General features: G+C 67.0%; 22 protein-coding genes. 14 read left to right on the top strand and 8 right to left on the bottom strand.

Annotated features, from left to right (window positions below):
• The first annotated feature begins 18 nt into the window (after window positions 1-18).
• The 7 genes from DD559_RS15630 to DD559_RS19870 all read left to right on the top strand — a co-directional run bounded on the left by DD559_RS15630 (window position 19) and on the right by DD559_RS19870 (window position 5792).
• Entirely contained in the window at window positions 19-234 is a 216-nt protein-coding gene (locus DD559_RS15630; protein ID WP_206364518.1) for a hypothetical protein, read from the top strand.
• A 186-nt stretch (window positions 235-420) separates the two neighbouring features.
• Window positions 421-1680: a cytochrome c gene (locus DD559_RS15625; RefSeq protein WP_206364517.1), complete on the top strand. Its 1260-nt coding sequence runs from the start codon at window positions 421-423 to the stop codon at window positions 1678-1680.
• The gene (locus DD559_RS15620; RefSeq protein WP_116470002.1) at window positions 1677-2153 is read left to right on the top strand and encodes a (2Fe-2S)-binding protein; all 477 of its coding nucleotides are present in this window, start codon (window positions 1677-1679) and stop codon (window positions 2151-2153) included. The genes DD559_RS15625 and DD559_RS15620 overlap by 4 nt, the downstream gene beginning before the upstream one ends.
• The gene (locus DD559_RS15615) at window positions 2150-4387 is read left to right on the top strand and encodes a xanthine dehydrogenase family protein molybdopterin-binding subunit (RefSeq protein ID WP_116470001.1); all 2238 of its coding nucleotides are present in this window, start codon (window positions 2150-2152) and stop codon (window positions 4385-4387) included. Before DD559_RS15620 ends, DD559_RS15615 begins: the two co-directional genes overlap by 4 nt.
• Window positions 4388-4516: 129 nt before the next feature.
• Entirely contained in the window at window positions 4517-5077 is a 561-nt protein-coding gene (locus DD559_RS15610; protein ID WP_116470000.1) for a DsbA family oxidoreductase, read from the top strand.
• Window positions 5077-5583, top strand: a complete 507-nt coding sequence (locus DD559_RS15605) for a Rossmann-fold NAD(P)-binding domain-containing protein (protein ID WP_116469999.1) — start codon at window positions 5077-5079, stop codon at window positions 5581-5583. Before DD559_RS15610 ends, DD559_RS15605 begins: the two co-directional genes overlap by 1 nt.
• Window positions 5577-5792 (top strand): hypothetical protein, encoded by a 216-nt coding sequence (locus DD559_RS19870; RefSeq protein WP_116469998.1) that lies wholly within the window; start codon window positions 5577-5579, stop codon window positions 5790-5792. Before DD559_RS15605 ends, DD559_RS19870 begins: the two co-directional genes overlap by 7 nt.
• A gap of 23 nt (window positions 5793-5815) precedes the next feature.
• On the opposite strand, the gene DD559_RS15595 is transcribed toward DD559_RS19870, so the two are convergent.
• The gene (locus DD559_RS15595; RefSeq protein ID WP_116469997.1) at window positions 5816-6313 is read right to left on the bottom strand and encodes a heme-binding beta-barrel domain-containing protein; all 498 of its coding nucleotides are present in this window, start codon (window positions 6311-6313) and stop codon (window positions 5816-5818) included.
• Window positions 6314-6377: 64 nt separating this feature from the next.
• Entirely contained in the window at window positions 6378-6734 is a 357-nt protein-coding gene (locus tag DD559_RS15590) for a hypothetical protein (RefSeq protein ID WP_116469996.1), read from the bottom strand.
• A 209-nt stretch (window positions 6735-6943) separates the two neighbouring features.
• Between DD559_RS15590 and DD559_RS15585 the strand changes: the two genes are divergently transcribed.
• Entirely contained in the window at window positions 6944-9961 is a 3018-nt protein-coding gene (locus DD559_RS15585; protein WP_165831119.1) for a sensor histidine kinase, read from the top strand.
• A gap of 59 nt (window positions 9962-10020) precedes the next feature.
• Here DD559_RS15585 and DD559_RS15580 read toward each other — a convergent pair whose 3' ends face one another.
• The 4 genes from DD559_RS15580 to DD559_RS15565 all read right to left on the bottom strand — a co-directional run bounded on the left by DD559_RS15580 (window position 10021) and on the right by DD559_RS15565 (window position 12486).
• Entirely contained in the window at window positions 10021-10476 is a 456-nt protein-coding gene (locus DD559_RS15580; protein WP_133243838.1) for a hypothetical protein, read from the bottom strand.
• Window positions 10477-10531: 55 nt separating this feature from the next.
• Complete coding sequence (locus DD559_RS15575) at window positions 10532-10912, bottom strand: lysozyme inhibitor LprI family protein (protein ID WP_116469993.1); 381 nt, start codon at window positions 10910-10912, stop codon at window positions 10532-10534.
• 123 nt (window positions 10913-11035) lie between these two features.
• Window positions 11036-11662, bottom strand: a complete 627-nt coding sequence (locus tag DD559_RS15570) for a LysE family translocator (protein ID WP_165831118.1) — start codon at window positions 11660-11662, stop codon at window positions 11036-11038.
• A 242-nt stretch (window positions 11663-11904) separates the two neighbouring features.
• Window positions 11905-12486, bottom strand: a complete 582-nt coding sequence (locus DD559_RS15565; protein WP_116469991.1) for an FMN-dependent NADH-azoreductase — start codon at window positions 12484-12486, stop codon at window positions 11905-11907.
• A 95-nt stretch (window positions 12487-12581) separates the two neighbouring features.
• Here DD559_RS15565 and DD559_RS15560 point away from each other — a divergent pair, with 95 nt between their 5' ends.
• The gene (locus tag DD559_RS15560; protein WP_116469990.1) at window positions 12582-12956 is read left to right on the top strand and encodes a winged helix-turn-helix transcriptional regulator; all 375 of its coding nucleotides are present in this window, start codon (window positions 12582-12584) and stop codon (window positions 12954-12956) included.
• Between the two features lie 32 nt (window positions 12957-12988).
• Here the strand turns inward: DD559_RS15560 and DD559_RS15555 are convergent, their stop codons facing one another.
• Window positions 12989-13414, bottom strand: coding sequence for an Ohr family peroxiredoxin (locus tag DD559_RS15555; protein ID WP_116469989.1), 426 nt, complete (start codon window positions 13412-13414; stop codon window positions 12989-12991).
• A 176-nt stretch (window positions 13415-13590) separates the two neighbouring features.
• On the opposite strand from DD559_RS15555, the gene DD559_RS15550 reads away from it, so the two are divergent.
• Window positions 13591-14490, top strand: coding sequence for a LysR family transcriptional regulator (locus DD559_RS15550; protein ID WP_116469988.1), 900 nt, complete (start codon window positions 13591-13593; stop codon window positions 14488-14490).
• A 43-nt stretch (window positions 14491-14533) separates the two neighbouring features.
• Here DD559_RS15550 and DD559_RS15545 read toward each other — a convergent pair whose 3' ends face one another.
• Window positions 14534-15250 (bottom strand): hypothetical protein, encoded by a 717-nt coding sequence (locus DD559_RS15545; protein WP_133243837.1) that lies wholly within the window; start codon window positions 15248-15250, stop codon window positions 14534-14536.
• Between the two features lie 426 nt (window positions 15251-15676).
• On the opposite strand from DD559_RS15545, the gene DD559_RS15540 reads away from it, so the two are divergent.
• The 4 genes from DD559_RS15540 to DD559_RS15525 all read left to right on the top strand — a co-directional run bounded on the left by DD559_RS15540 (window position 15677) and on the right by DD559_RS15525 (window position 21481).
• Complete coding sequence (locus tag DD559_RS15540) at window positions 15677-16585, top strand: alpha/beta fold hydrolase (RefSeq protein ID WP_116469986.1); 909 nt, start codon at window positions 15677-15679, stop codon at window positions 16583-16585.
• 55 nt (window positions 16586-16640) lie between these two features.
• On the top strand, window positions 16641-17933 hold the full coding sequence (locus tag DD559_RS15535) for a cytochrome P450 (protein WP_116469985.1): 1293 nt from the start codon (window positions 16641-16643) through the stop codon (window positions 17931-17933).
• 407 nt (window positions 17934-18340) lie between these two features.
• Window positions 18341-19423, top strand: a complete 1083-nt coding sequence (locus DD559_RS15530) for a GAF domain-containing protein (RefSeq protein WP_116469984.1) — start codon at window positions 18341-18343, stop codon at window positions 19421-19423.
• Window positions 19424-19861: 438 nt separating this feature from the next.
• Complete coding sequence (locus DD559_RS15525) at window positions 19862-21481, top strand: GMC family oxidoreductase (protein ID WP_206364516.1); 1620 nt, start codon at window positions 19862-19864, stop codon at window positions 21479-21481.
• Window positions 21482-21563: the final 82 nt, after the last annotated feature.

Below are 21563 nucleotides of genomic sequence, written 5' to 3'. Positions count from 1 at the left end.
CGTTTGGCGTCAGAGCCTGTGCCAGACAGCCCGAATGCGCTGCATCAGCGTCTCTTCCGGGCCCATCCCGGACCGGCGCTGCTCGACGTGGTGACCAACACCCAGGAGCTGGCAATGCCGCCGACAATCCAGGCCGAACAGGCGAAGGGCTTCAGCCTTTGGGCGCTGAAGGCGGTGCTCAACGGCGACGTCAGCGAGGTTATCGACCTTGCCCGCACCAACCCGCTTCGGTGAGGCTGGCCGCCGCCCTAGCGCAACCCTGCGTGTCGGCCTCCGAACGAAGCGTTCGAATCGTTCAAAGCGACACGCAATCGCGCAAGAGGGCACGCCCCACGCGCGGCATACCCCCTTGGACGCTTTCCGGGGATCACGTTCATGGTAACCCTTCGCCGTGTCACGCAAAGCAGATTGCGGTGGGTGATGGCGCTGCTGCTGCTCGGACTGGCCGGTGCGCTGATCGCACTTGCCCTCAGCTGGCGCCCGGCGATCGCGCCGATCACGCCCCCTGCCCGGAGCAGCTTTGCGCCGGCGCTGGTCGCGCGCGGTGCGATGCTCGCCAAGCTCGGCGACTGCGCCGTCTGCCATACGCGCGACGGCGGCGCGCCGCTCGCCGGCGGTCGCGCCCTCGCGACGCCGTTCGGCACGCTGTATTCGGATAACCTCACGCCCGATCCGGAGACCGGCATCGGCACCTGGTCTGCCAGCGCGTTTCGCCGCGCCATGAAGGACGGCGTCAGCCGCACCGGCGCCCACCTCTACCCCGCCCTTCCCTACGAGCATTTCACCCACGTCCGCGATGCGGACCTCGACGCGATCTACGCCTTCCTGATGACGCGCCGCCCGGTCCACGCGGCGGCACCCGCCAACCGGCTGATCTTCCCCCTCGGCTTTCGCCCGCTGCTCGCCGGATGGAAGCTGTTGTTCCTCCACCGCGGCGAGACGCCGATCGACCCCGGCCGCTCCGCCGCGTGGAATCGCGGCGCCTATATCGTCGAGGGTCTTGGCCATTGCGGCGGCTGCCATACCCCGCGCAACCTCGCAGGCGGCGAGATCCGCTCCCAGGCCTATGCCGGCGGCATTGCCGAGGGTTGGCGGGCGCCGGCGCTCAACGCCGCCAATCCGGCCGCGCGGAAATGGACGCAGGACGCCCTCGTCACCTATCTGCGCACCGGCATCTCGCCCGATCACAGCGCGGCGGCCGGCCCGATGGGTCCGGTGGTGGAAAGCCTATCCCAGGTGCCGGAGAGCGAGGTCCGCGCAATCGCCGCCTATATCGGCGCGAAGATGGGCGGCGGCACCGCCCCGGCGCAGGCGCGGCTGCCCGACCATGCCGGGGCCGCCGCCCGCCGCTTCCCGGAAGGCGCGGTGCTGTTTGCCGGCGCCTGTGCCGGATGCCACGGCCCGGGCGCGCCGATGATGGGACAGGACCGTCCCTCGCTCGCGCTCGCCACCACGGTGCGCGACGGCAGCGCGACCAGCGCCGCGCAGGCGGTGCTGCAAGGAATCGAACCGCCCGTCGCCGGTCGCGGCCCGAAGATGCCCGGCTTCGCCGATGCCCTGACCAACGAACAGATCGCCGCGGTGCTCGGCTATCTTCGCGCCCGCTACACCGATCAGCCCGACTGGAAGAAGCTGCCCGCCACCGTCGCGAAGGCGCGCAAGGAAGGTGCCCAGCCATGAACCTCGCCATCACCGTGAACGGCGCTCGACATCAGGTCGATGCGCGCCCGGAAACACCGCTGCTCTATGTGCTGCGGGACGATCTCGGCCTCAACGGCCCGAAATATGGGTGCGGCCTGGGCCAGTGCGGGGCCTGCACCGTGCAGCTCGACGGCAAGGCGATCTTCTCCTGCGTGACGCCGGTCGGGGCCGTCGGCGATCGCCCGGTGCGCACCGTGGAAGGTCTGGGGACGTCCGACCGGATGAGCCCGCTGCAACAGGCATTCCTTGACGAGCAGGCCGCGCAATGCGGCTATTGTATCGCCGGCATGATCATGCGCGCCCAGGCCCTTCTCGACGCCGATCCGCATCCCACCGAGCAGAAGATCCGCGCGCACATGCAGACCAACCTCTGCCGGTGCGGCACCCATATGCGCATCCTTCGCGCCATTCGACGGGTGGCGGGCATCGCCAGTGACGGAGCGGCCGCATGAACGCGACCCGACGCCAGCTGCTGGCGGGCGGCGGGCTGCTCGTCGCCTTCAGCATGGCAGGCCATGGACTGGCCCAGCTCGCAGGCGGCGGCGAAGGGGGTGCGGCACCCCCGCCGCTCCGCCCGGACCTGCCCGGCAGCCTGAAGAACCACCCGGTGCTGGACAGCTGGGTCCACGTCCCGCCCGAGGGCAGGATCACCGTCTATTCCGGCAAGGCCGAACTCGGCCAGGGCATTCGTACCGCGCTGCTGCAGGTCGCGGCGGAAGAGCTGGACGTGCCGCCTGCCGCGATCGACCTCGTCACCGCCGATACGGCTCGCACGCCCGACGAGGGGCTCACGGCGGGCAGCCATTCGATGCAGGATGGCGGCACGGCAATCCTCAACGCCTGCGCCAATGTCCGCATGTTGCTCACCCGCGCCGCGGCCAGGCGTTGGGGTGTCGAACCCGAACGCCTCGCGACCAACGGCAAGGCGCAGGTGGTCGCGCCCGATGGCCGCAGCCTGGACTATGGCGCGCTGGCGGCGGAGCTTTCGCTGCATGTCGAGGCGATCCCGAATGCGCCGCGCCGCGATCCGCGCCACTATCGCACGCTGGGCCGCGACCTGCCGCGCGTCGACATTCCGGCGAAGCTGACCGGCGGTGCCGCCTATGTGCAGGACCTGCGCCTGCCCGGCATGCTGCATGCCCGCGTCGTGCGCGGCCCGAGCTACGGCACGCGTCTGGCCACGCCGCAGATCGAGCGCGCGCGCAGGATGCCCGGCGTCGTCGCGGTGATCCAGAACGGGCAATTTCTCGCCGTGGTGGCGGAACGGGAATGGCTGGCGATCCAGGCGATGCGCGTAGCCCAGGACAGCGACTATATCCGCGACAAGCCGCCACTGCCGGTCGACGACGGGCCGCACCGCCTGGAGAAGCTGCCCGCGCGCGAGATCAGCGTGCTGAATACACACGATGGCGCCAGAGAGGTGTGGAAGACGGTGCGCGGCAGCTTCAGCCGGCCCTGGTACAGCCATGGCTCGATCGGCCCGTCCTGCGCCGTGGCGCTTGCCGAGGGGGGCGGCCTTACCCTCTGGTCGCATAGCCAGGGCGTGTTCGACATGCACCGCGCCGTCGCGGAACTGGTCGGCCTGCCGCCCGAGAAGGTGCGCTGCATCCATACGCCCTCCGCCGGCTGCTACGGCCAGAACGGTGCCGACGACGTCACCGCCGAGGCCGGGCTGATCGCCATGGCGCTGCCCGGGCGCCCGATCCGGCTGCAATGGATGCGCGAGCAGGAATTCGGCTGGGAACCCTGCGGCTGCGGCATGGTGACACGGGTCGAGGCGGCGATCGGACCGGACAAACGGATCGCGCACTGGAACTATGAGGTGTGGAGCAATTCGCATAACAACCGCCCCGTCGGCGCCGGCGGCTATGCGGTGGCGCAGGAAATCCGCCCGGGCTTTCCCGCGCCGGAACCCAAGCCGATCCCGATGCCCGAAGGCGACGGCGACCGGAACGCGAACCCGCTTTACGTCTTCCCCAACATGAACGTGCGCTATCATTTCGTGCCCAAGATGCCCCTCCGCGTTTCGGCGCTGCGTTCGCTCGGCGCACATCTCAACATCTTTACGATCGAAAGCGTGCTCGACGAACTCGCGCTCGCGGGCGGCGTCGATCCGCTCGCCTTTCGTCTCGCGCACATGCAGGACGCGCGCGCACGCGCGGTGATGATCGAGGCGACGACGCGGTTCGGCTGGAAGACGCGCCCACGCGGTGACGGACGTCGCGGCTGCGGGATGGCCTTTGCCCGCTATAAGAATATCGGCGCCTATTGCGCGATCGCGATGGAGATAGAGGTCGAGCGCGAGACCGGGGCGATCATCGTGCACCGCGTACAGGCGGCGGTCGATGCCGGCCAGCCCGCTTCCCCCGACGGGATCCGCAACCAGGTGGAAGGCGGCATCCTCCAGTCGCTGAGCTGGGCAACGCGCGAAGCGGTGACCTACGACGCCACCCGCCGCACCAGCTTCGACTGGGGCAGCTACCCGATCCTGCGCTTCGAGGAGGTGCCGGGCTCGATCGCCGTGCACGTCATGGACCGGCCGGGCGACCCTTTCCTCGGCGCCGGCGAGACGGCGCAGGGCCCGACCTCCGCCGCGCTCGCCAATGCGATCGCCGACGCGACCGGCGCGCGGCTGCGCGACATGCCGCTCACTCCCGCCGTGGTGAAAGCGGCCATCGGCGTGTGAGAGCATGGCCATCGTGGCGAGGCGCACGCCGCTCGCTCATCGCGATCGACCGGCCGAAACCTATGTATGATACTTGCCTGGCTGCCCCCACCCTACCTTCAACATCGACTTCCAGAGAAGGAACGAGACATGGGCATCGAGGCGCACTCCCCAACCCTCACCGTCGTTTCCGATACGATCTGCCCCTGGTGCTTCGTCGGCAAGCGAAAGCTCGAAGCGGCGCTGCAAATCTTGGCCGACCGGGGCCTCGCCATCGACGTCGAGTGGCGCCCGTATCAACTCAACCCTGACATGCCGGACAAGGGCATGGATCGCAGGGAATATCGTGCCGCGAAGTTCGGCAGCATCGTCACCAGCGACGAGATGGACGCGCGCGTGAAAGCGGCGGGCGTCGAGTTGCTGTTTCGCGCCTATTTCATCGAAGGGCGGGACATCGGCCGCGAGGAGGTTCTGCGCGAGATCGCATTCGCGGCCGGGTTCGATCATGGTCCCTCGGTCAGCGCCGAACTTTGGGAGCTGGTCGAGCAGGAGGCGATGGACGCGAGGCGCTCCGGGGTGCGCGCAGTGCCGACTTTCCTGCTCGACGACCACCTCCTCTTCGCTGGCGCGCAGCCGGTGCAGGCGATCGCGCTGGCGCTCCTTCGCGCAGCGGAAAGCCGCGATCCTTCCCGGATAGCTGCAGCACGGTGATGGACGGTCCCCCATCGGCCGAAGCGCACCTACGCGTCGTCGTCTCCGGCGGCTCCATCGCAGGGCTCGGCACTGGCCTTGAACTGCATCGCGCGGGCATCGATGTGCATGTCTTCGAGCAAGACGGTGGCGCGATGCACTCGGCTGGCGCCGGCCTGGTGGTCCAGCCGGAGCTCGCAGCCTTGTTCCACCCTTCCGATGGCGCGCACCTGCCGACGACGCAGTGTCGCGGTCGTCGAACCCTCGGCTTCGGCGGCGAATTCGGACCGCTGCAGCGCATGCCACAGCAGTTCACGAGCTGGAACGCGGTCCATGCCACATTGATGCGGCTGTTTCCCGGAGAGCGCTATCACCGGGGCGCAACCGTACAGCGCTTCGCGTGCAACGAGCAGGGGCTCCAGATCGATATCGGCGGGGTTGGCGCCATTGCCGCCGACCTGCGCGTCGCCGCAGACGGCGCGCAGTCCCCGCTGCGCCGCGGACCGTTTTCGGCCGGACCGTGCTGATCGGGGACACGGCCCTCATCGTACGCCCACATACCGCAGGCGGTGCCGCCAAGGCTGCGCGAGACGCCCGAGCGCTCGCCGAGGCTCTGGTCGCGCCCAGCCCGACGATCGACCAGAAGCTGGCGCTTTTCCAGCGCGAGCAACTGCACTACGGCCAAACCCTGCTCGACTATGGCGTGCAGCTCGGGCGACGCTGGGCGAGGCTATGATCCGATCGCCCTAAGGGGACTGCTCACGCTACCGAGGCGTCGCCGCCGTGGCGCTTCTGCAGAATGGCCAGCCACGGGTTCGGCCGTGCAGGGCCGACACGGTGCAACATGTTGCGGTCCTGGTGCTTGAACGGAAGTTGCTGCCCCTCGACCAAGAGCTCCGTGTCCGTGACGTAGCTCCACGATCCGTACGCATGGAAGCGGATGGTGATGCGGTAGCTGTCGGTCCGGAACGCCTGGTCGAGAAACGTCGTCGAGCAGATGCCGTTCTCGGTTGCGCCGCGAACGGAAGATGCCACGATCTCGTCCGCATCCGCCGCGGCAGAGCCCGATGCGAGGGCCACCTGCCCGCGCGGAATCGCCAGCGTCTGCACCAGCCCCGTGGCGGGCTCCCAAAGCCAATATCCCACCTGATCGTGGAAGGTGATGTCCTCTTCCTCCGTGGTGATGTGGATATGGTAGCGGAGGCCGTAGAAGAGTTGCGGGCCATTGGCCTGGCGTCGCCGATGGGCTACAGACATCGCTGCCCTTGCCGGCCCTCCTGCGAACTGACGCAGTTGCCGCGCGCGCCCTGCATGAACGTCGTCAGCCCCGGCCACGCCCGAGCACGATGGTCCGCCGCCCGAAAATGACTGCGTCGGAGGAGTAGGCACCCGATCCCATCAACAGGATTGCCGCCATCTCCAATGAAGGTGCGACGGCCCCGATCGGAACTACGCCAGTGACCAGGCACGAGAGCAACAGTGCCAGGCACCCGATCGCCATCATTCTGGTCCAAAGCCCGAAAATGAGACCGACCGCGAGCAGCATGACGATCCAAGGGCGGGCAGCCGCAGGCGTCAGCATCGGCGTAGCGAGTATCGACATCGCAACCGAGAGGCGCAGCAGCAGGAGTCCGATGCCAATGCGGCCGTCCGGATAGTTTGGGAGAATGCCTGGCATGCGCCCAGCAATACTGGTCGCATGGGCTGCCCGGCAGCACGAAATAGGCTATCGTCTGCTTGGTCTTTAGGGGAATGGCTGTAGGGCGCAATCGAGTTAGCCTGCCCCTCGCAAGGCGAGATGAGGCGAGGCATTCGATGCGGCGTGGCAAGCGGCGATGTCGGGATACAGCATTTGAGGCGATGGTAGCTTTGCGTTTGTGCTTTCTGTTGGGCATCTTGCTGGCTGGCTTCGCGCATGCTCCGGCCTACGCCCTCGACCCGACCCGCGACCTGAACCAATACAAGCACACGCGCTGGACGATAACCGAAGGGGCGCCGCAGGGTATTTATGGGCTCGTCCAAGGCCCCGACGGCTATCTGTGGATCGGTGGCTCGGAAGGGGTGTACCGCTTCGATGGCGTCACCTTCGAACACATCCCGCTGGGCGTCCCGCGCGCCGAGAGCTGGCGCGTCACGGCGATGCTCGCGGCGCAAGACGGTACCATATGGGTCGGCTACGATAATGGGGCGCTGGCGACCTATCGCGACGGTGCGTTGCGATTGGATCGGTCGGTCCCCAAGACCGTGGCGTTCACCTTGCGCCTTGCGCAGACGCGCGACGGCGCGATCTGGCTTGCCGCCGGCTTGCAGCGGCGCGCGCTTCTGCGGCGAGCAGGCGGGCGCTGGCAGGAAATCGGCACCGACTGGGGATTGCCCGACGACTGGATAACCGACATCACCGCGACGCGGGACGGATCGCTCTGGGTGACCACCAGCAAGGCGATCCTGCTTCTCAGAAAAGGCGCGCGCCGCTTCGAAAAGGTCGGAGCGCCTGCCGGCCTGGCTGCGGTGAGCGACGATGCAGCGGGGCGCGTCTGGTTCTCGGACCGACGCGGAACCCGTAGGCTTTCGGCATCGCTCGCTCCCGGCGGCCCCGTCGTGGCGACGCCTGCAGCGCAAACCGCATTCGACACGCGCTTCGACCGCGACGGGAACCTGTGGGGAATCACCGGCGCCGGTCTGTTTCGCATGCGCGCTCCGGACGCCTGGCGCGGTCGGCCGGTTTCGGATCGGGTCGAAACCTTCACGGCAAAGGACGGGCTGACCTCGGACGTCGCCAATGCCTTTCTCGAAGACCGTGAAGGCAATATCTGGATCGGCACCAGTTTGGGGCTTGATCGATTTCGCGCCGCAAATGTTGTGACAACCCCGTCGATAGGATCCAGGGCCGTATGGGGCTACGTCCTGCTGGGTGCGCGAAATGGCACCGTCTATGTTGGCGCCAACGACGGCGTGTTCCAGATTCCGCCCGGAGGCAGGCCGACACGCATCCCGGGCGCTGGCGGAGAAACGCACGATCTGTGCGAAGCGCACGACGGAAGCATCTGGGCCCTCCAGACGGGAAAAGTGCTGCGCATCCGGGCAGGCCGCATTGCACGGCGCGACGTCCCTCTGGGCCGCGACAGACAATATTGCACCGTGGACAATGCCGATACCCTCCTGATCGGCAGCCCGGGTATCCCAGGCGAGCTGCACTCCCTTCGCTCGGGCCGATGGTACCGGCGGTCCTTCGCGACATTGGCCGAAACCCCGCAATACCTTATCATCAGGGCGCAGCAGCCATCGCTTGCCTTGCTTCAATCAGGCGCGCTCGTACGGCTGGACGACTTGGGAAGGAATGCGGCTCCAATCCTCGGCGATCGTCTGACCGACGTCAGCACGGTCTATGTCGGGACGGAGCAGGTCCTGTTCGGGCGGCAATCCGGAATCAGCAGGCTGCGCGGAGGGCCCCTGCAAACCATTGGCACCAATCGTTTCCCTTGGCTGGTAGGCCCGTCCGGGTTTGTCGAAACGCCCAACGGCCAGACCTGGCTGATCGCGAGGGCCGGGATCATCCGCGTGTCGTCCGGGGCACTGGACCAGGCGTTCGCCGATCCCGCGGCGCCGCTTGCAGCAATGATCCTCGACATGGAGGACGGTCTTCCCAATGTTCAGTTCCGCGATGGCGACCGGAACGCCGTGCGCGGCGGCGACGGTCGGCTGTGGTTCACGACGACGGGTGGCGTCGTGTCGGTCGATCCGGCCCGGCTGGTGCGCAACGCGTTGCCGCCGCCGGTTTCGATCCGCGCGATGACGGTGGCGGGCGTGCGCTATCGCAATCCTTCCAGCATGACCCTCGCGGCGGGAACGTCGCAGCTGGCCATTGAATATGCGGGCCTCAGTCTGTCGATACCAAGCCGGGTCCGTTTTCAATATCGCCTCGAAGGCATCGACGAGGATTGGATCGACGCCGCGACGCGACGCGACGCCTATTACACCAACCTCGGACCCGGCACGTATCGCTTCCGAGTTATCGCTGCCAACAATGACGGGGTTTGGAACCGCGAGGGCGCGACGCTCGAATTCACCATCCCGCCCACCTTCGTGCAGTCGGCCTGGTTCAAGCTGCTGGTCGGACTCTGGGTGATCGGCATGCTCGCCGCTTGTTATCTGTGGCGGCTCCAGCAACTTACTGCGCGGCTGCAACATCGCTTCGATATCCGCATTGCCGAGCGCGAACGTATCGCACGCGAGTTGCATGATACGTTGCTGCAAGGATTCCAGGGGCTGATGCTGCAGATCAAGGCGGGGGTGAACCGGTTGCCCGACGCGGCAACGCGGAAGCCGCTGGACGAGGCGCTGAAGCAGGCACAGGCCGTGCTCATTGAGGGTCGCGATCGCGTGCAGGAGCTTCGCACCCGCGATCGTGCCGGCGATCTTGCACAAGCGCTGATCGATAGCGCTTCGATGACCGCAAGCAGGACGGGACCTACCGTGCAGGTGACGACCGAAGGCGAACCCCGCGCGTTGCGCCCGCTGGTTCTGGAGGAAGTGCATCGGATCGGCGAGGAGGCCGTACGCAATGCCCAAAAGCACGCCAATGCAGCCTCGATTGCCGTCTTGCTGATTTGGGGTCGGCGGAGCTTGCGGCTGTCGGTTTGCGACGACGGCGTAGGCATGCCTGCAGACATCCTCGCGCATGGTGAGCGGCCAGGCCATTTCGGACTGCGCGGCATGCGTGAGCGCGCCGAGCGCATCGGCGGCCGGCTTGTGGTCATCAGCAGAGGAAGCGGCGGCCGATCGGGCGGCGGCACCGAAGTAGGGCTCGTCGTACCGGCACGCGCGGCGTACCGTGCCCAACCGGGTCGTCGCCTAAATCGCTGTCGCACGATGCTGCGCGGCATGTGGCCCGGGCGACGCCGCTGAGTGCGTCGCCACGCCGGACCGGGTGATCGATGATCCTGTCCTGCTGCGCCTCGACCGCCCTAGCCGGCCGCGCGCAGGCCGGCGGGCAGTTCCCGGATCGGGCAATAGCGATAGGCCGTGTTTCCTTGAGACCGTATCGTGAAGTTGAGTGCATCGGGAATGTCGATCGTCTGCCGCTCGACAACGCGCTTCGCGGGCCCGGCACCCGCATCGATGCAGGACTGGCGTACCCTGTAGAGACTGCCATATCCGCTGCGCCGCTTAGACAGGATCCGCGCGATGCACGCGCGGCTATGCGCCGAGCTGATGCCTTTGCCGTCATAGCGCCTGATCGCGGCGTTCGGCGGATTGCCGCACGACACGCCCTTCGCGACGAATATACCCGGCTTCAACTTGTACACGCCGCCCGGCGGGGGGGAGCGATCCGGATCGGCGGCCGCCGGGGTAGCAGCTAGCGCAGCAACCGTCAGGAGCGCGAAGGAAGCAAGGACATGGCGAACGGTTGTCTGGTACATGGCAGCCTCTTCAACGCGACAGGGATATTGTGGTTTTCCATCGGACTGGCCGGCTTCAATGCGGACAGGCAAGATCACCCTCTTCACAAGCCGTAATCCTCTCAAGCTGCCGGGTACGCTGCTGGCTGAGTTCCTTCAGACAGCGTGCCTGGATCACCGTGTGGGCGGAACCACCCTGCACGCCCGAGGTCTCGAACGTGCACTGGGCGTCGCGAAACGCGATCCAGTTTCGCTGGGCATTGCGAAGCAGCAGACGGGATGCGGGCGACAACCGCGCATTTGCGGCCCTGAATTGGGCATTCAAAGCCTGATCGGCAGCACGCGCCTCGCGCGCGGCCGAAGCGTTCGTCGTGGACTGCGTCTGGGCCGCCAGCGGGGCGGCAGCCAGCCCAAATGCCATCGCTACGAAGAGACCGCGAAAACCGTAGGTGCGCATGACTATCGATACTCCTCGTGAATCACCGCGGCGTCGAATTCGGCATCAACGCACCAGGTTCGTGAAACGATCAGCGCGCAAGCGCCCGCATATAGCCTCGGCCAAGCCGATGCGGGGTTGCCGTCACGCCGTCGCGGCCGCGTGGATGAGGCCGACACCCAACAGTACGAAGATGCCCCCGGTCACCCGGTCGATCGCCAGGGTGGTGCGCGGGTTGGACAGCAGCGGCCGGACGCCGCCTGCAAAGGCCGACAGGCCGAGAAACCAGAAGGTGGCGATCGCCACATGGACGAGTGCGAGCAGCCACGCGATTTCCACGTCGCCGTCCTGCGGGGCAAATTGCGGCAGCAAGGTCAAATAGAAAATGCCGACCTTGGGGTTGAGGATGTTGGTCGTGAAGCCGCGAAGCACGGACGTGCGCAGCCTGGGAGCCGGCCCGCCGGATCCGTCGACGATCATGCGGGAACGCCGCCGCAGCAGCAACGCGATGCCTGCATAGCCGAGATAGAGGGCGCCCGCCACGCGCAGGCAGCCGCCTGCTACCGGTGCATCCCGGAATAATTGCGCCAGTCCAAAGGCGGCGGCGCTGCCCCAGCAGAAGCAGCCGATGGCCACGCCCGCCGTCGTCGCCGCCCCATGGGCAGCACCTTCGACCATCGCCGAACGCAGCACGGTGGCCGTGTCGAGCCCAGGTGCCATCGTCAGCAGCGCCGCGGTGATGATATAGGTTATGAAGAGATCGGCGGTCACCGCTGGTTCGCATCCTTGAAGGGCTGCGCCGAAGCGCGTGCCCGCCATGTTGCCGATCTTCGTTTCTCCGCCGCTTCATGCGCGGCGAAACCGGTTTCGAACGTAGCGTTAGCGCTGCGCCATAGTTGGCAACCGAGGCCTGGCGGATCTCCTCGATCATCGCCCGCGACACGGATCGAGCGAGATACGCCGGTGAACTGCCATTTCGTTTCGGCCGTAGTTCGATTCACGGCGTTCCGGAACTACGCTCCGACCGGCTGCTTCGCCTCTGCGACGTGCGCCACGGCGGCGAGGGCAGCGTCGATCGCGGCACGCCGCGGTTCGTCGCCCATCGCGACGCCCTCCGCAACGATGATCTGCGGCCGATCGATTCCGATAAACCCCAGCATGGCGCGAAGATGCGTCTCCGCATGCTCCATTGGGGCTGCCGGCCCTTCCGAGTAGACACCCCCGCGCGACAGCACAACCACCGCCTTCTTCGCGGCGGCGAGGCCCTCGACGCCGCCGGCGCCGTAGCGGAACGTCTTGCCGGCAACCAGGATGTGGTCGAACCAGCTCTTCAACTGGCTGGGGATGCCGAAATTGTACATCGGGACGCCCAGCACCAGGACGTCGGCGGCCAGAAATTCGGCGAGAACGGCCTCCGCCGCGTCGGTGCCGAAACGGGGCAAGGTGATGTGCGGAAGCGGCGCTGCGGCGAGATCGCGATAGTCGACGGCGATCCCGTCGACGCGCTGCCGATACCGCTCGACCACGGCGGCGGAAAGCAACCGGGTGACCGACGTCTCGCCCTGAATCGACGAGTCGAGATGAAGAAGCTGCATCGCTGACTATCCTGCTGTTGGTGGAATGCAGGATCCGTACGGGCGGGTTGAACGTCGGCCAAGAACGCATATTTTCCTGACATGGTCAGATCCATATGACTTTGCTGGACCCAGGATCACACCGCTGCGTCGAGCTTTCGCATCATCTGCGATGGATCGGCGATCGCTGGACCTTGCCGATCGTCGTGACGCTGCAGTCAGGCGCATTACGCTTCAATGCGCTGCGACGCGCGGTGCCCGGCATTTCGCAACAGATGCTGACCCGCACCTTGCGCGCACTGGAGCGCGACGGCCTGGTGTGCCGCGATGTCTATCCCACCACGCCGCCCAAGGTGGAATATCGGCTGACCCCGATGGGCGCCTCGCTCGCCGCGCAGGGCCGCGAATTGGGCGGCTGGGTGGAAAACCATCTGGCCAGCCTGGCCGCGAGCCGCGCCGCGTTCGACGCCAAGATAGAGGAAGAAGGCTGAACGACGTGGCGATCCGCAGGCAGCGGGTCGCGTCAGTCGTCGATGGCGACGCGGATCTCCGCCCCCGCGCGCGCTAAGTGCGAATAGGGGCAGATCTGGTCCGCCTCCTCCACCAGCTTGGCGGCCAGGCCCGGTTCCAGCCCCGGCAGGCTGACCGACAATGCCACCTGCAGCCCGAACCCTGCCCCATCCTCGCGCATCCCGATCCCCACCGCGGCGACCACCGCGCTGTCGTCGGTGAGGGCGAGCCGGCGTCGATTTGCCACGAAGCGGAGGGCGCTGAGGAAGCAGGCCGCGAAGCTGGTTGCGAAGAGCTGCTCCGGATTGGTCCCGCTCTCCTCGCCGCCGCCCAGCGCCCGCGGCGTGGCGAGCGTCAGCGCCAGGGCACCGTCTTCCACCGTCGCATGGCCCGCCCGACCGCCGACCACCCGCGCGCGCGTTTCGTACAGGATGTTCATCACGGACTTCTCTCTTCATCTGCAGGCGGATGCCACCGCCCCCGCCTTTCCGGCACCGGGACGGCCACCATGTTTCGAGGAAGCAGCGGCACGTGCCAACCTGTCCTCACTTAGAGGGTTACCTATGCCTGGATAATCGGCCTATGGCGGGACGTGGCCTTCGGAAAAGCGGGACAGTGAGCAAGGACGGTCTCATCGAACTGGAAGCGGTGATGGCGATCGCGCGACGCGGCTCCTTCCGCCAGGCCGCGCTGGAACTCGGCATGTCGACCAGCGCACTGAGCAGCAGCATCGGCAAGATCGAGCGCCAGCTGGGCGTGCAACTGTTCAACCGCACGACCAGAAGCGTTTCGCTGACCGATGCCGGGCGCCGCTTCGTCGAGCAGGTGGGGCCCGCGCTCGAAGACATCCAGGAGGCGATGCGGACCGCGCGGTCGCAACAGGCGACCCCGTCGGGCACCATCCGGATCAATGCCTTCGCCACCGCCGCGCAGGAGGTCTTCGCCCCGCTGATCCTCGAATATCTGCGTCGCTATCCGCAAGTGCATATCGACCTCGTGACCGAGGGGAAGCTGATCGACGTGGTCGACAGCGGCTTCGATCTCGGCATCCGCACCGCCGAGCTGGTGCCGACCGATATGATCGCTCTCCCGCTCGGGCCGGCGCGCCGGTTTGCCGTCGTCGCCACGCCGGACTATCTGGCGACGCACGAAGCGCCCAAGACACCTTCCGACCTGCTGGGGCATCCCTGTATCCGCATCCGCCTTCCCAACGGCGCACGCTATCGCTGGCAGTTCACGCGAGATGGGGAAACCCTCCATGTCGACGTCGCCGGGCCGGTCACGCTCGACGAACCGCATCTGGCGCGCATGGCAGTGCTGGACGGCATCGGCATCGGCTTCTTCATGGAGTCCAACGTCCTCGAGGACATCGCAGCCGGCCGGCTGGTCCGCTTGCTGGAAGACTGGACGCCACCCGGCGCGCCGCTCGCCCTTTATTATCCCGGGCGTCGCAACCAGTCCGCAGCGCTGAAGGCCTTCATCGCGCTGGCACGCGCAATGTCCGCCAACGCCTGAACCGATCGGGGCCGCGGCAACGCTGCGCCGCGGCCCCGGCGCATCAGAAGAAGAAGCGGAAGCCCGCGGTCGCGACCACGTTGCTGTACCGCGCCGAAAGCACCGAATCGAGCGTGCCCGCGGTTGCGTTGAATCGCTCCACCTGGTGCCGGGCGATGCGCGAATAGCGCACGTCGGTGGTCAGTTCGAGTCCGCCGCCCAGTGCGACCGAGGCGCCGGCGATACCCTGAAGCGCGATCTTGCCCGAGACGCTGGTCGGGATGTTGATCTCCGGACCCGCCGCGGCGACCAGATAGCGCGTGTCATAGTCGATCGCGCCATGCCCGACGCCGGCACCCAGCGTGAAGCGCAGGCGTTCGGCGATGCGCGGCGTATCGTAGAGGATGTTGACCATCTCGGTGGTCACCGAGCGGCTGCCCTCCAGCAGCGTGCGCTGCTGGCCGTTGAGGTTCAGCCGCTTGAGCGTGTTGCGGCTGGCCGAGAACTCGGCCTCGACACGCGCCCGCCCCCAGTCACCCGTGGCGGCGACGGCACCGAGCACCAGGCCGCCCGTGAGACCGTCCTTGGCGTCGGTTTCGATCACCCGGGGCAGACCGGCCGGCGTCGCACCGCGCAGGGTTTGTTCGCGACCGAACCGGTCGCCCAGAAAGCCGGCTACATAGATCGATCCGGCGCGGGGCTCGTCGGCAGTTGCGCCATCCTGCGCAAGGGCGGGCATCGCGGTCAGCAGGGCGCCAGCAGCAGCGGCAACAGAAATCAAGATACGCACAAATCCTCCAGGAAACACTTATCGTCAAATGCATGCATTGACCTGACCAAATTAATCTCCGAAGGCGCTTTAGAGAAGAAATAACCAACTTCATTGGTAATAATCTGGTCACATAGGAAATATGCGGCCCGCAACGCGCGCCGACATCGACCCGTTCACCCTGTCAAGAAAATACAAAATGATACCACCATCCAAGCGATCGAAAGTCGAACGATAAAGAATATCGTCAGCGTTGTTACAACTGTATCCTTGGAGCGCTGTATTGTAGCCGCAACGACATCCAGCCAGGCGCAGGACGGCGTTGCGACCCGACGCCTTCTTCTGCGAAGGCACCGTCCTGGCCCGGCGGCCCCCTGCCGCCCGGCCCTTTTCGCGGAACGGCTGGGCGTTGCCGCCGCCACATGAGGAAGAACGACGATGCGACGGAATGTGCAGTTGCCCAGCCTGCTGTGGCCAGCCTGCCTCGCGGCGGGCATCTTCGCCGGCGTCCCCGCGATCGCCACGCCGGTTGCGCAGCAGACGGCGGTCCGCAGCGAAGCGACCGCCATCGATCCCCGCGGCGACTATGTCGAAAGCAAGGGCGCCCGCATCTGGTACGCCAGCATCGGGAAGGGCAAGCCGGTGGTATTGCTGCACGGCGGGCTGACCAGCAGCCGCAGCTGGGACGCGCAGGTCCCGGCGCTCCTCGCGTCGAGCCACCGGGTCATCCTGATCGACAGCCGCGGCCATGGCCGGAGCACGATGGGTCCGCTGCCGCTGCGCTACGACCTGCTCGCGGCGGACGTGCTGGCGGTGCTGGACCATCTCCATCTGGCCAAGCCGGCGCTCATCGGCTGGAGCGACGGGGCGATCGTCGCCTTGCTGGTCGCGATGCGTGCGCCGCAGCGGCTGGGCGCCATCTACGCCTTTGGCGCCAACATGGACAAGGCGAGCGTTCGCCCCAATGCGGGCGATGCACCGATCCTCGCAACGGTCGCGCCCCGCCTCGTGGCGGACTATGCCGCGCGCTCGCCGGAACCGAGCGGGTTAGGTCGGCTGCAACAGGCCGTGCGCGCGATGCAGGCGCGCCAGGAAGACATCCGCCCGGTGCAGCTCCGGCGGATCCGCACACGGGTGACGATCGCCGGCTCGGAGGAGGACGAGTTCATTCTGCCCGCGCATTTCCGCGCGCTGGCCAACGCGATCCCGTCGGCGCAGCTGGAGCTGTTTCCGGCCGCAGGGCACTTCCTTCCATGGCAGAATCCGGCGCTGTTCAACCGCGCGTTGCTGACCTTCCTGGACGGCGCCCGCCCCGCTCGCTCGAGGCGCGCGCCGCTACGTCGGTGACGACCGCAAGGCGAACCGTAGCGGGACGGTAGCGCAAGCGCCGGCATGCTGCGCCATGACCCAAGAGCAAACCACCGAGAACAGCTCCGCCGCCTCGAACGCGCAGCGCTTCGAACAGGATCTCCATCAGCTGCCGATCGCGGCGCTGGACGTTGCCCAGCCCGATCTGTTCAGCGCCGGGTTCGCACCGCGCTACCTCGCGCGGCTTCGGCACGAAGCGCCGGTGCATTATTGTGCCGAAGGCCGGTTCGCGCCCTATTGGTCGATCACCCGGCACAGCGACATCGAAGCCATCGAGCTCGATACCGAGACCTTCTCCTCGGCGCATGCCAATGGCGGCATCACCATCGGATCGAGCGCCGACGATCCCCAGTTCTTCCCGGCCTTCATCTCGATGGACCCGCCGCGGCACGCGACGCAGCGCCGGGTGATCGCGCCCGCCTTTTCCCCCGAGCGGCTGGCGCAGATGGAACCCCAAATCCGCGCCTGGTGCGCGGAAATCCTGGAGGCACTGCCCCGCGGCGAATGGTTCGACTGGGTGGACCGCGTCTCGATCGAGCTGACCGCGCGAACGCTGGCGCTGCTGCTCGGCTTTCCCCAGGAGCGATCGCGCGACCTGATCCGCTGGTCCGAAGCGATGGTCGCGCTTCCCGGGCATCCCGCCTATACCACGCCCGAGAACAAGATGCGGCTGATGCAGGAATGCTTCGGCACCTTCGACGCGATCTGGGCGGCGCGGCTCGAAACGCCCGGCGGCGACGACCTGATTTCGCTGCTCGCCCAGGGCGAAGAGACCCGGCACATGCCCAAACCGGAATTCTACGGCAACGTCCTGCTGCTCATCGTCGGCGGCAACGACACCACGCGCAACAGCATCAGCGGCAGCATCGTGGCGATGCATGCCTTTCCGGACGCCTTGCAGAAGCTGCGCGCGGACCCGGACCTGCTCGCGAACCTCACCCCCGAGCTGCTCCGCTGGCAGACCCCGATCGCGCATATGCGGCGCACGGCGACGCGGGATGTCACCATCCGCGGCCAGCACGTCCGGCGCGGGGACAAGGTGATCTTGTGGTACCTCTCCGCCAATCGCGACGAGGCGCTGTTCGAGCGTCCGGACGATTTCGTCCTGGAGCGCCCCAACGCGCGGCGCCACCTCGCCTTCGGGTTCGGCGTGCATCGCTGCATCGGCGCGCGACTGGCGGACCTGCAGGTGCGGACGCTGTGGGAGGAGATCCTGCGCCGCATCCCCGCCTTCGACGTCGCTGCGGACTCCGTGCGGGTTCCGTCGACCTTCATCAACGGGTACCAGCAGGTGATGGTCCGGCTGCCGCGCCCAGGCGCTGCATAATATTGCCGCGACTGGGTGGCCGCTCGTTTCTCAAGGAGCGACCACCCAGTCGCAGAACGGCGAGAGACACAAAAGCATCAGAAGCACGGGGTCGGCTTTCTGGTGCATCCTCTGCGATATCGTGCGCACCTGTTCTTCCGTCATGCCATACCTCTTGGCAGGACCATTGAGCACCGCATTCATGAATACGGATACCCTGCACCTATCTTCTGAAAAGCGCGGAGACGATGCTTAAGGTTACGTCCGCAGCCATTTAGCGCTGCCCAACGGCTCACCGCACTTTCGCCACCATCGATCGCTCTTTAAATTGCCGATTCTATCAATATATCGGTCTGGAACATCGCTCGAGCAGATTGTGGAAGCCGCTTGACGGTGGAGACGGATCCGGCGGTCAGGGAGTCGGAAGCGTGAAGAAGGACATTTTGACGACCGCCGATGCCGCGAAGCTGCTGGGCATCTCGGTACGTACCGCGCAGGTGCTGATCGAAGGCGGGACGATCCCTTCGTGGAAGACACCGGGTGGCCACCGCCGCGTCTATCATGCCGATGTCGTCGCGCTGATCGACAGCAGGCAGCCACCTGCCGAAGCCGCTCCGTCCGCGATCCTCATCGTCGTGGCCACCGGCGACCGGCTGCCGGCATATCGCGCCGCCGCCGAGAATGCCGCCGACTTCGCCATCGACTATTTCGACGACGTTCTTGCCGCACTGGTGGCGATCGGCTCCGCGCAGCCGTTCGGTATTCTGGTGGACTGCACCTCGGGGCTGAACAGTGAGGCCTTGTTGCACAGCCTCGCCGCCAACAAGGCGATCGCCACCACCCGGATCGTCGCCGTCGGCGAGGAAGGCGCGGTGCCTTCGGACCTTGAAGCCAGGATCAGCCGCGCCGCCACGCCGACCGCGGCCTTGGCGCAGCTGCGCGGTTCCGTGTTCGCCGCGGAGGACAATGATTTTGAGGAATGGGGCGTCGCCTTCCCGGTCTCGCAGGACGAGCGCCGCCGGCTGATGGCGGTCGAACGCTCCGGCTTGCTGCATTCCCAAAGCGAGGAAAGCTTCGACCGGCTTACCTGGCTGGCGGCCCAGAGCCTGGAGGCGCCGATCGCCCTGCTGACGTTGCTGACCCCGACCAAACAATGGTTCAAGTCGAAGATCGGCCTCGACATGGCCGATACGCCGCGCAGCTGGGCCTTTTGCAACCATACGATCCTGCAGCGCGACGTATTCACGGTGCCGGATCTGTCGGCCGATTCGCGCTTCGCCGCCAATCCCGCCGTGGCCGGGGCGCCCGGCTTCCGCTTCTACGCCGGCGCGCCGGTCCTGGACGACGAAGGCTTCATCGTCGGATCGCTCTGCGTGATCGATTGCAAGCCGCGCGTGATCGACGAGCGCGAAACCAAGACGATCCGGGCACTTGCCGCGGTGGCTTCCAACGAGGTGCGGCTGCGGTCGCTGGATCGCAAGCTGCGGTCGGTCGGTCGCACGAAACGATAAGCCTTCCCGCAGCCGCGCCGTCTTCCTGCCGGCGAGTGCGAAGTCCTCCCGCCGATGCAGCAACGACGCGCCGTGTTCATGGCCGCGCGCGTCCTTTCACGTCCCCACAATGATCGACGTGAGCAGCAAGCTAGCCGCGAGACTTCGACAGGTCGCCCCTTGTCGCGGCATTGTTACAGACTTGTAGCCAAATACCGCATTCGGCAGCATTGCCAAATTTGATAGAAATGATACCTGGGCTGCACCGAAGGCCCTCAGCGAGTTCACCCCCTTCGGAACGCCGGTTCGTCCGAGCCCCAGCGCTCGGCATACCGGTCGCGCAAACATGTCGAGAGCCACCTTCCTGCGGCGCGGTCCGCGGCGTGCATTGCGCCGCCTCCGCGCCGACGGAGGCGCGCGCCTTCCGCCTGCTTGCGCATCAACCATTCGAAGGAGTTGATGATGACCCATGCAAATCACGACGACGCGCAGGACTTCCAGCGCCGCGCTGCCGAAAACCAGGCCCGGCTGACCGCAGAACTCAAGCCCGCCTATGACTTCATCGTTTGCGGCGCCGGCGCCTCCGGCTCGGTCGTCGCGCGGCGGCTGGCCGAGAACGAGGCGGTGCAGGTCCTGCTGATCGAGGCCGGCGGCAGCGACGAGGCCGAGGCCGTGCTCGATCCCGCGCTGTGGCCGACCAATCTCGGCGGCGAGCGCGACTGGCGCTTCACCGCCGAGCCGAACCCCCATCTCAACGGTCGCGCGCTGCCGATGTCGATGGGCAAGGGACTGGGCGGCGGCTCCAGCATCAACGTCATGGTGTGGGCGCGCGGCCATCGCAGCGACTGGGACCATTTCGCCGAGGAAGCCGGGGACGAGCGCTGGAACTACCAGAACGTCCTCGATATCTATCGCCGTATCGAGAACTGGCAGGGCGCGCCCGATCCGCTTCGCCGTGGCTCGAACGGCCCGGTCTGGGTCCAGCCCGCGGCGGATCCGAGCCCGGTCGCCCATGCGCTTCTCGACGCTGCGAACGCGCTGGGGATTCCCAGCTATGACAGCCCGAACGGGCGGATGATGGAAGGCGAAGGCGGCGTCGCGATCAGCGACATGCTGGTCCGCGACGGCCGCCGCCACTCGCTGTTCCGCGCCTATGTGCACCCCTATCTCGATCGCCCGAACCTCACCGTGGTGACGGGGACGACGGTCGAGCGGATCGCCTTCGAGGGGAACCGCGCCGTCGGCGTCGACATCGTGCGGGGCGGCCAGCGCCAACGCATCGGCGCGGTGCACGAGGTCGTCCTGTCGATGGGCGCGATGCAGACGCCCAAGGTGCTGATGCACTCCGGCATCGGCGACGAAGCCGAGTTGCGCCGAGTCGGCATCCCGGTCCGCCAGCACCTGCCCGGGGTCGGCGCCAATCTGCAGGACCATGTCTCCTTCGGGTGCATCTGGGAATATGCGGCGCCGATCGCACCGCGCAACAGCGGCAGCGAAGCCACGCTGTACTGGAAGAGCCGCCCCGAACTGACCGCGCCCGACCTGCTGTTCTGCCAGGTCGAGTTCCCGGTGCCGAGCGAGCGGACCGCGGCGCGCGGCGTGCCCGAACATGGCTGGACGATGTTCGCCGGCCTGGCGCGGCCGCATAGCCGCGGGCGCCTGCGGCTTCGGAGCGCCGACGCTGCGGTACCGCTGCAGATCGACGCCAACATGATGTCGGACCCTGCCGACATGGAAGCCGCGTTGGCATGCGTCGAGCTCTGCCGCGACCTCGGCAACGCGCAGGCCTTCCGGACGCTGGTGCGCGGCGAGGCGATGCCCGGCAAGCTCTCCCGCGAGGCGTTGAAGGAATATGTGCGCGATGCGGCGGTGACCTATTGGCACCAGACCTGCACGGCGAAGATGGGCCGCGACAGCATGTCGGTGGTGGATGGGGCGCTGCGCGTCTACGGCATCGAAGGGCTCCGTATTGCCGACAGCTCGATCATGCCGCGTGTCGCCACCGGCAACACGCAGGCGCCCTGTGCGATCATCGGGGAGCAGGCCGCCGCCAGCCTCCGCGCGGCGCACCAGCTCTAACGCCCGCCACCAACCGTGCGCCCGCCCCGTGCGGGCGCATCCCCTGCTCCTGATACCGGCGCCGTCGCGCCCCACGGAGTTG

Source organism: Sphingomonas pokkalii, from assembly GCF_003096275.1.
In the GTDB taxonomy this organism is placed as follows: Bacteria; Pseudomonadota; Alphaproteobacteria; order Sphingomonadales; family Sphingomonadaceae; genus Sphingomonas; species Sphingomonas pokkalii.
Note: the sequence above shows the minus strand (reverse complement) of the source record. Positions and strands in the feature narration are given on the sequence as shown.

Excerpts from the sequence above, each read along its gene's own strand:
- DD559_RS15625 (WP_206364517.1), top strand. The coding sequence starts at position 421 with ATGGCGCTGCTGCTGCTCGGACTGGCCGGTGCGCTGATCGCACTTGCC.
- DD559_RS15620 (WP_116470002.1), top strand. The coding sequence starts at position 1,677 with ATGAACCTCGCCATCACCGTGAACGGCGCTCGACATCAGGTCGATGCG.
- DD559_RS15615 (WP_116470001.1), top strand. The coding sequence starts at position 2,150 with ATGAACGCGACCCGACGCCAGCTGCTGGCGGGCGGCGGGCTGCTCGTC.
- DD559_RS15610 (WP_116470000.1), top strand. The coding sequence starts at position 4,517 with ATGGGCATCGAGGCGCACTCCCCAACCCTCACCGTCGTTTCCGATACG.
- DD559_RS15605 (WP_116469999.1), top strand. The coding sequence starts at position 5,077 with ATGGACGGTCCCCCATCGGCCGAAGCGCACCTACGCGTCGTCGTCTCC.
- DD559_RS15595 (WP_116469997.1), bottom strand. The coding sequence starts at position 6,313 with ATGTCTGTAGCCCATCGGCGACGCCAGGCCAATGGCCCGCAACTCTTC.
- DD559_RS15590 (WP_116469996.1), bottom strand. The coding sequence starts at position 6,734 with ATGCCAGGCATTCTCCCAAACTATCCGGACGGCCGCATTGGCATCGGA.
- DD559_RS15580 (WP_133243838.1), bottom strand. The coding sequence starts at position 10,476 with ATGTACCAGACAACCGTTCGCCATGTCCTTGCTTCCTTCGCGCTCCTG.
- DD559_RS15575 (WP_116469993.1), bottom strand. The coding sequence starts at position 10,912 with ATGCGCACCTACGGTTTTCGCGGTCTCTTCGTAGCGATGGCATTTGGG.
- DD559_RS15565 (WP_116469991.1), bottom strand. The coding sequence starts at position 12,486 with ATGCAGCTTCTTCATCTCGACTCGTCGATTCAGGGCGAGACGTCGGTC.
- DD559_RS15560 (WP_116469990.1), top strand. The coding sequence starts at position 12,582 with ATGACTTTGCTGGACCCAGGATCACACCGCTGCGTCGAGCTTTCGCAT.
- DD559_RS15555 (WP_116469989.1), bottom strand. The coding sequence starts at position 13,414 with ATGAACATCCTGTACGAAACGCGCGCGCGGGTGGTCGGCGGTCGGGCG.
- DD559_RS15540 (WP_116469986.1), top strand. The coding sequence starts at position 15,677 with ATGCGACGGAATGTGCAGTTGCCCAGCCTGCTGTGGCCAGCCTGCCTC.
- DD559_RS15535 (WP_116469985.1), top strand. The coding sequence starts at position 16,641 with ATGACCCAAGAGCAAACCACCGAGAACAGCTCCGCCGCCTCGAACGCG.
- DD559_RS15525 (WP_206364516.1), top strand. The coding sequence starts at position 19,862 with ATGATGACCCATGCAAATCACGACGACGCGCAGGACTTCCAGCGCCGC.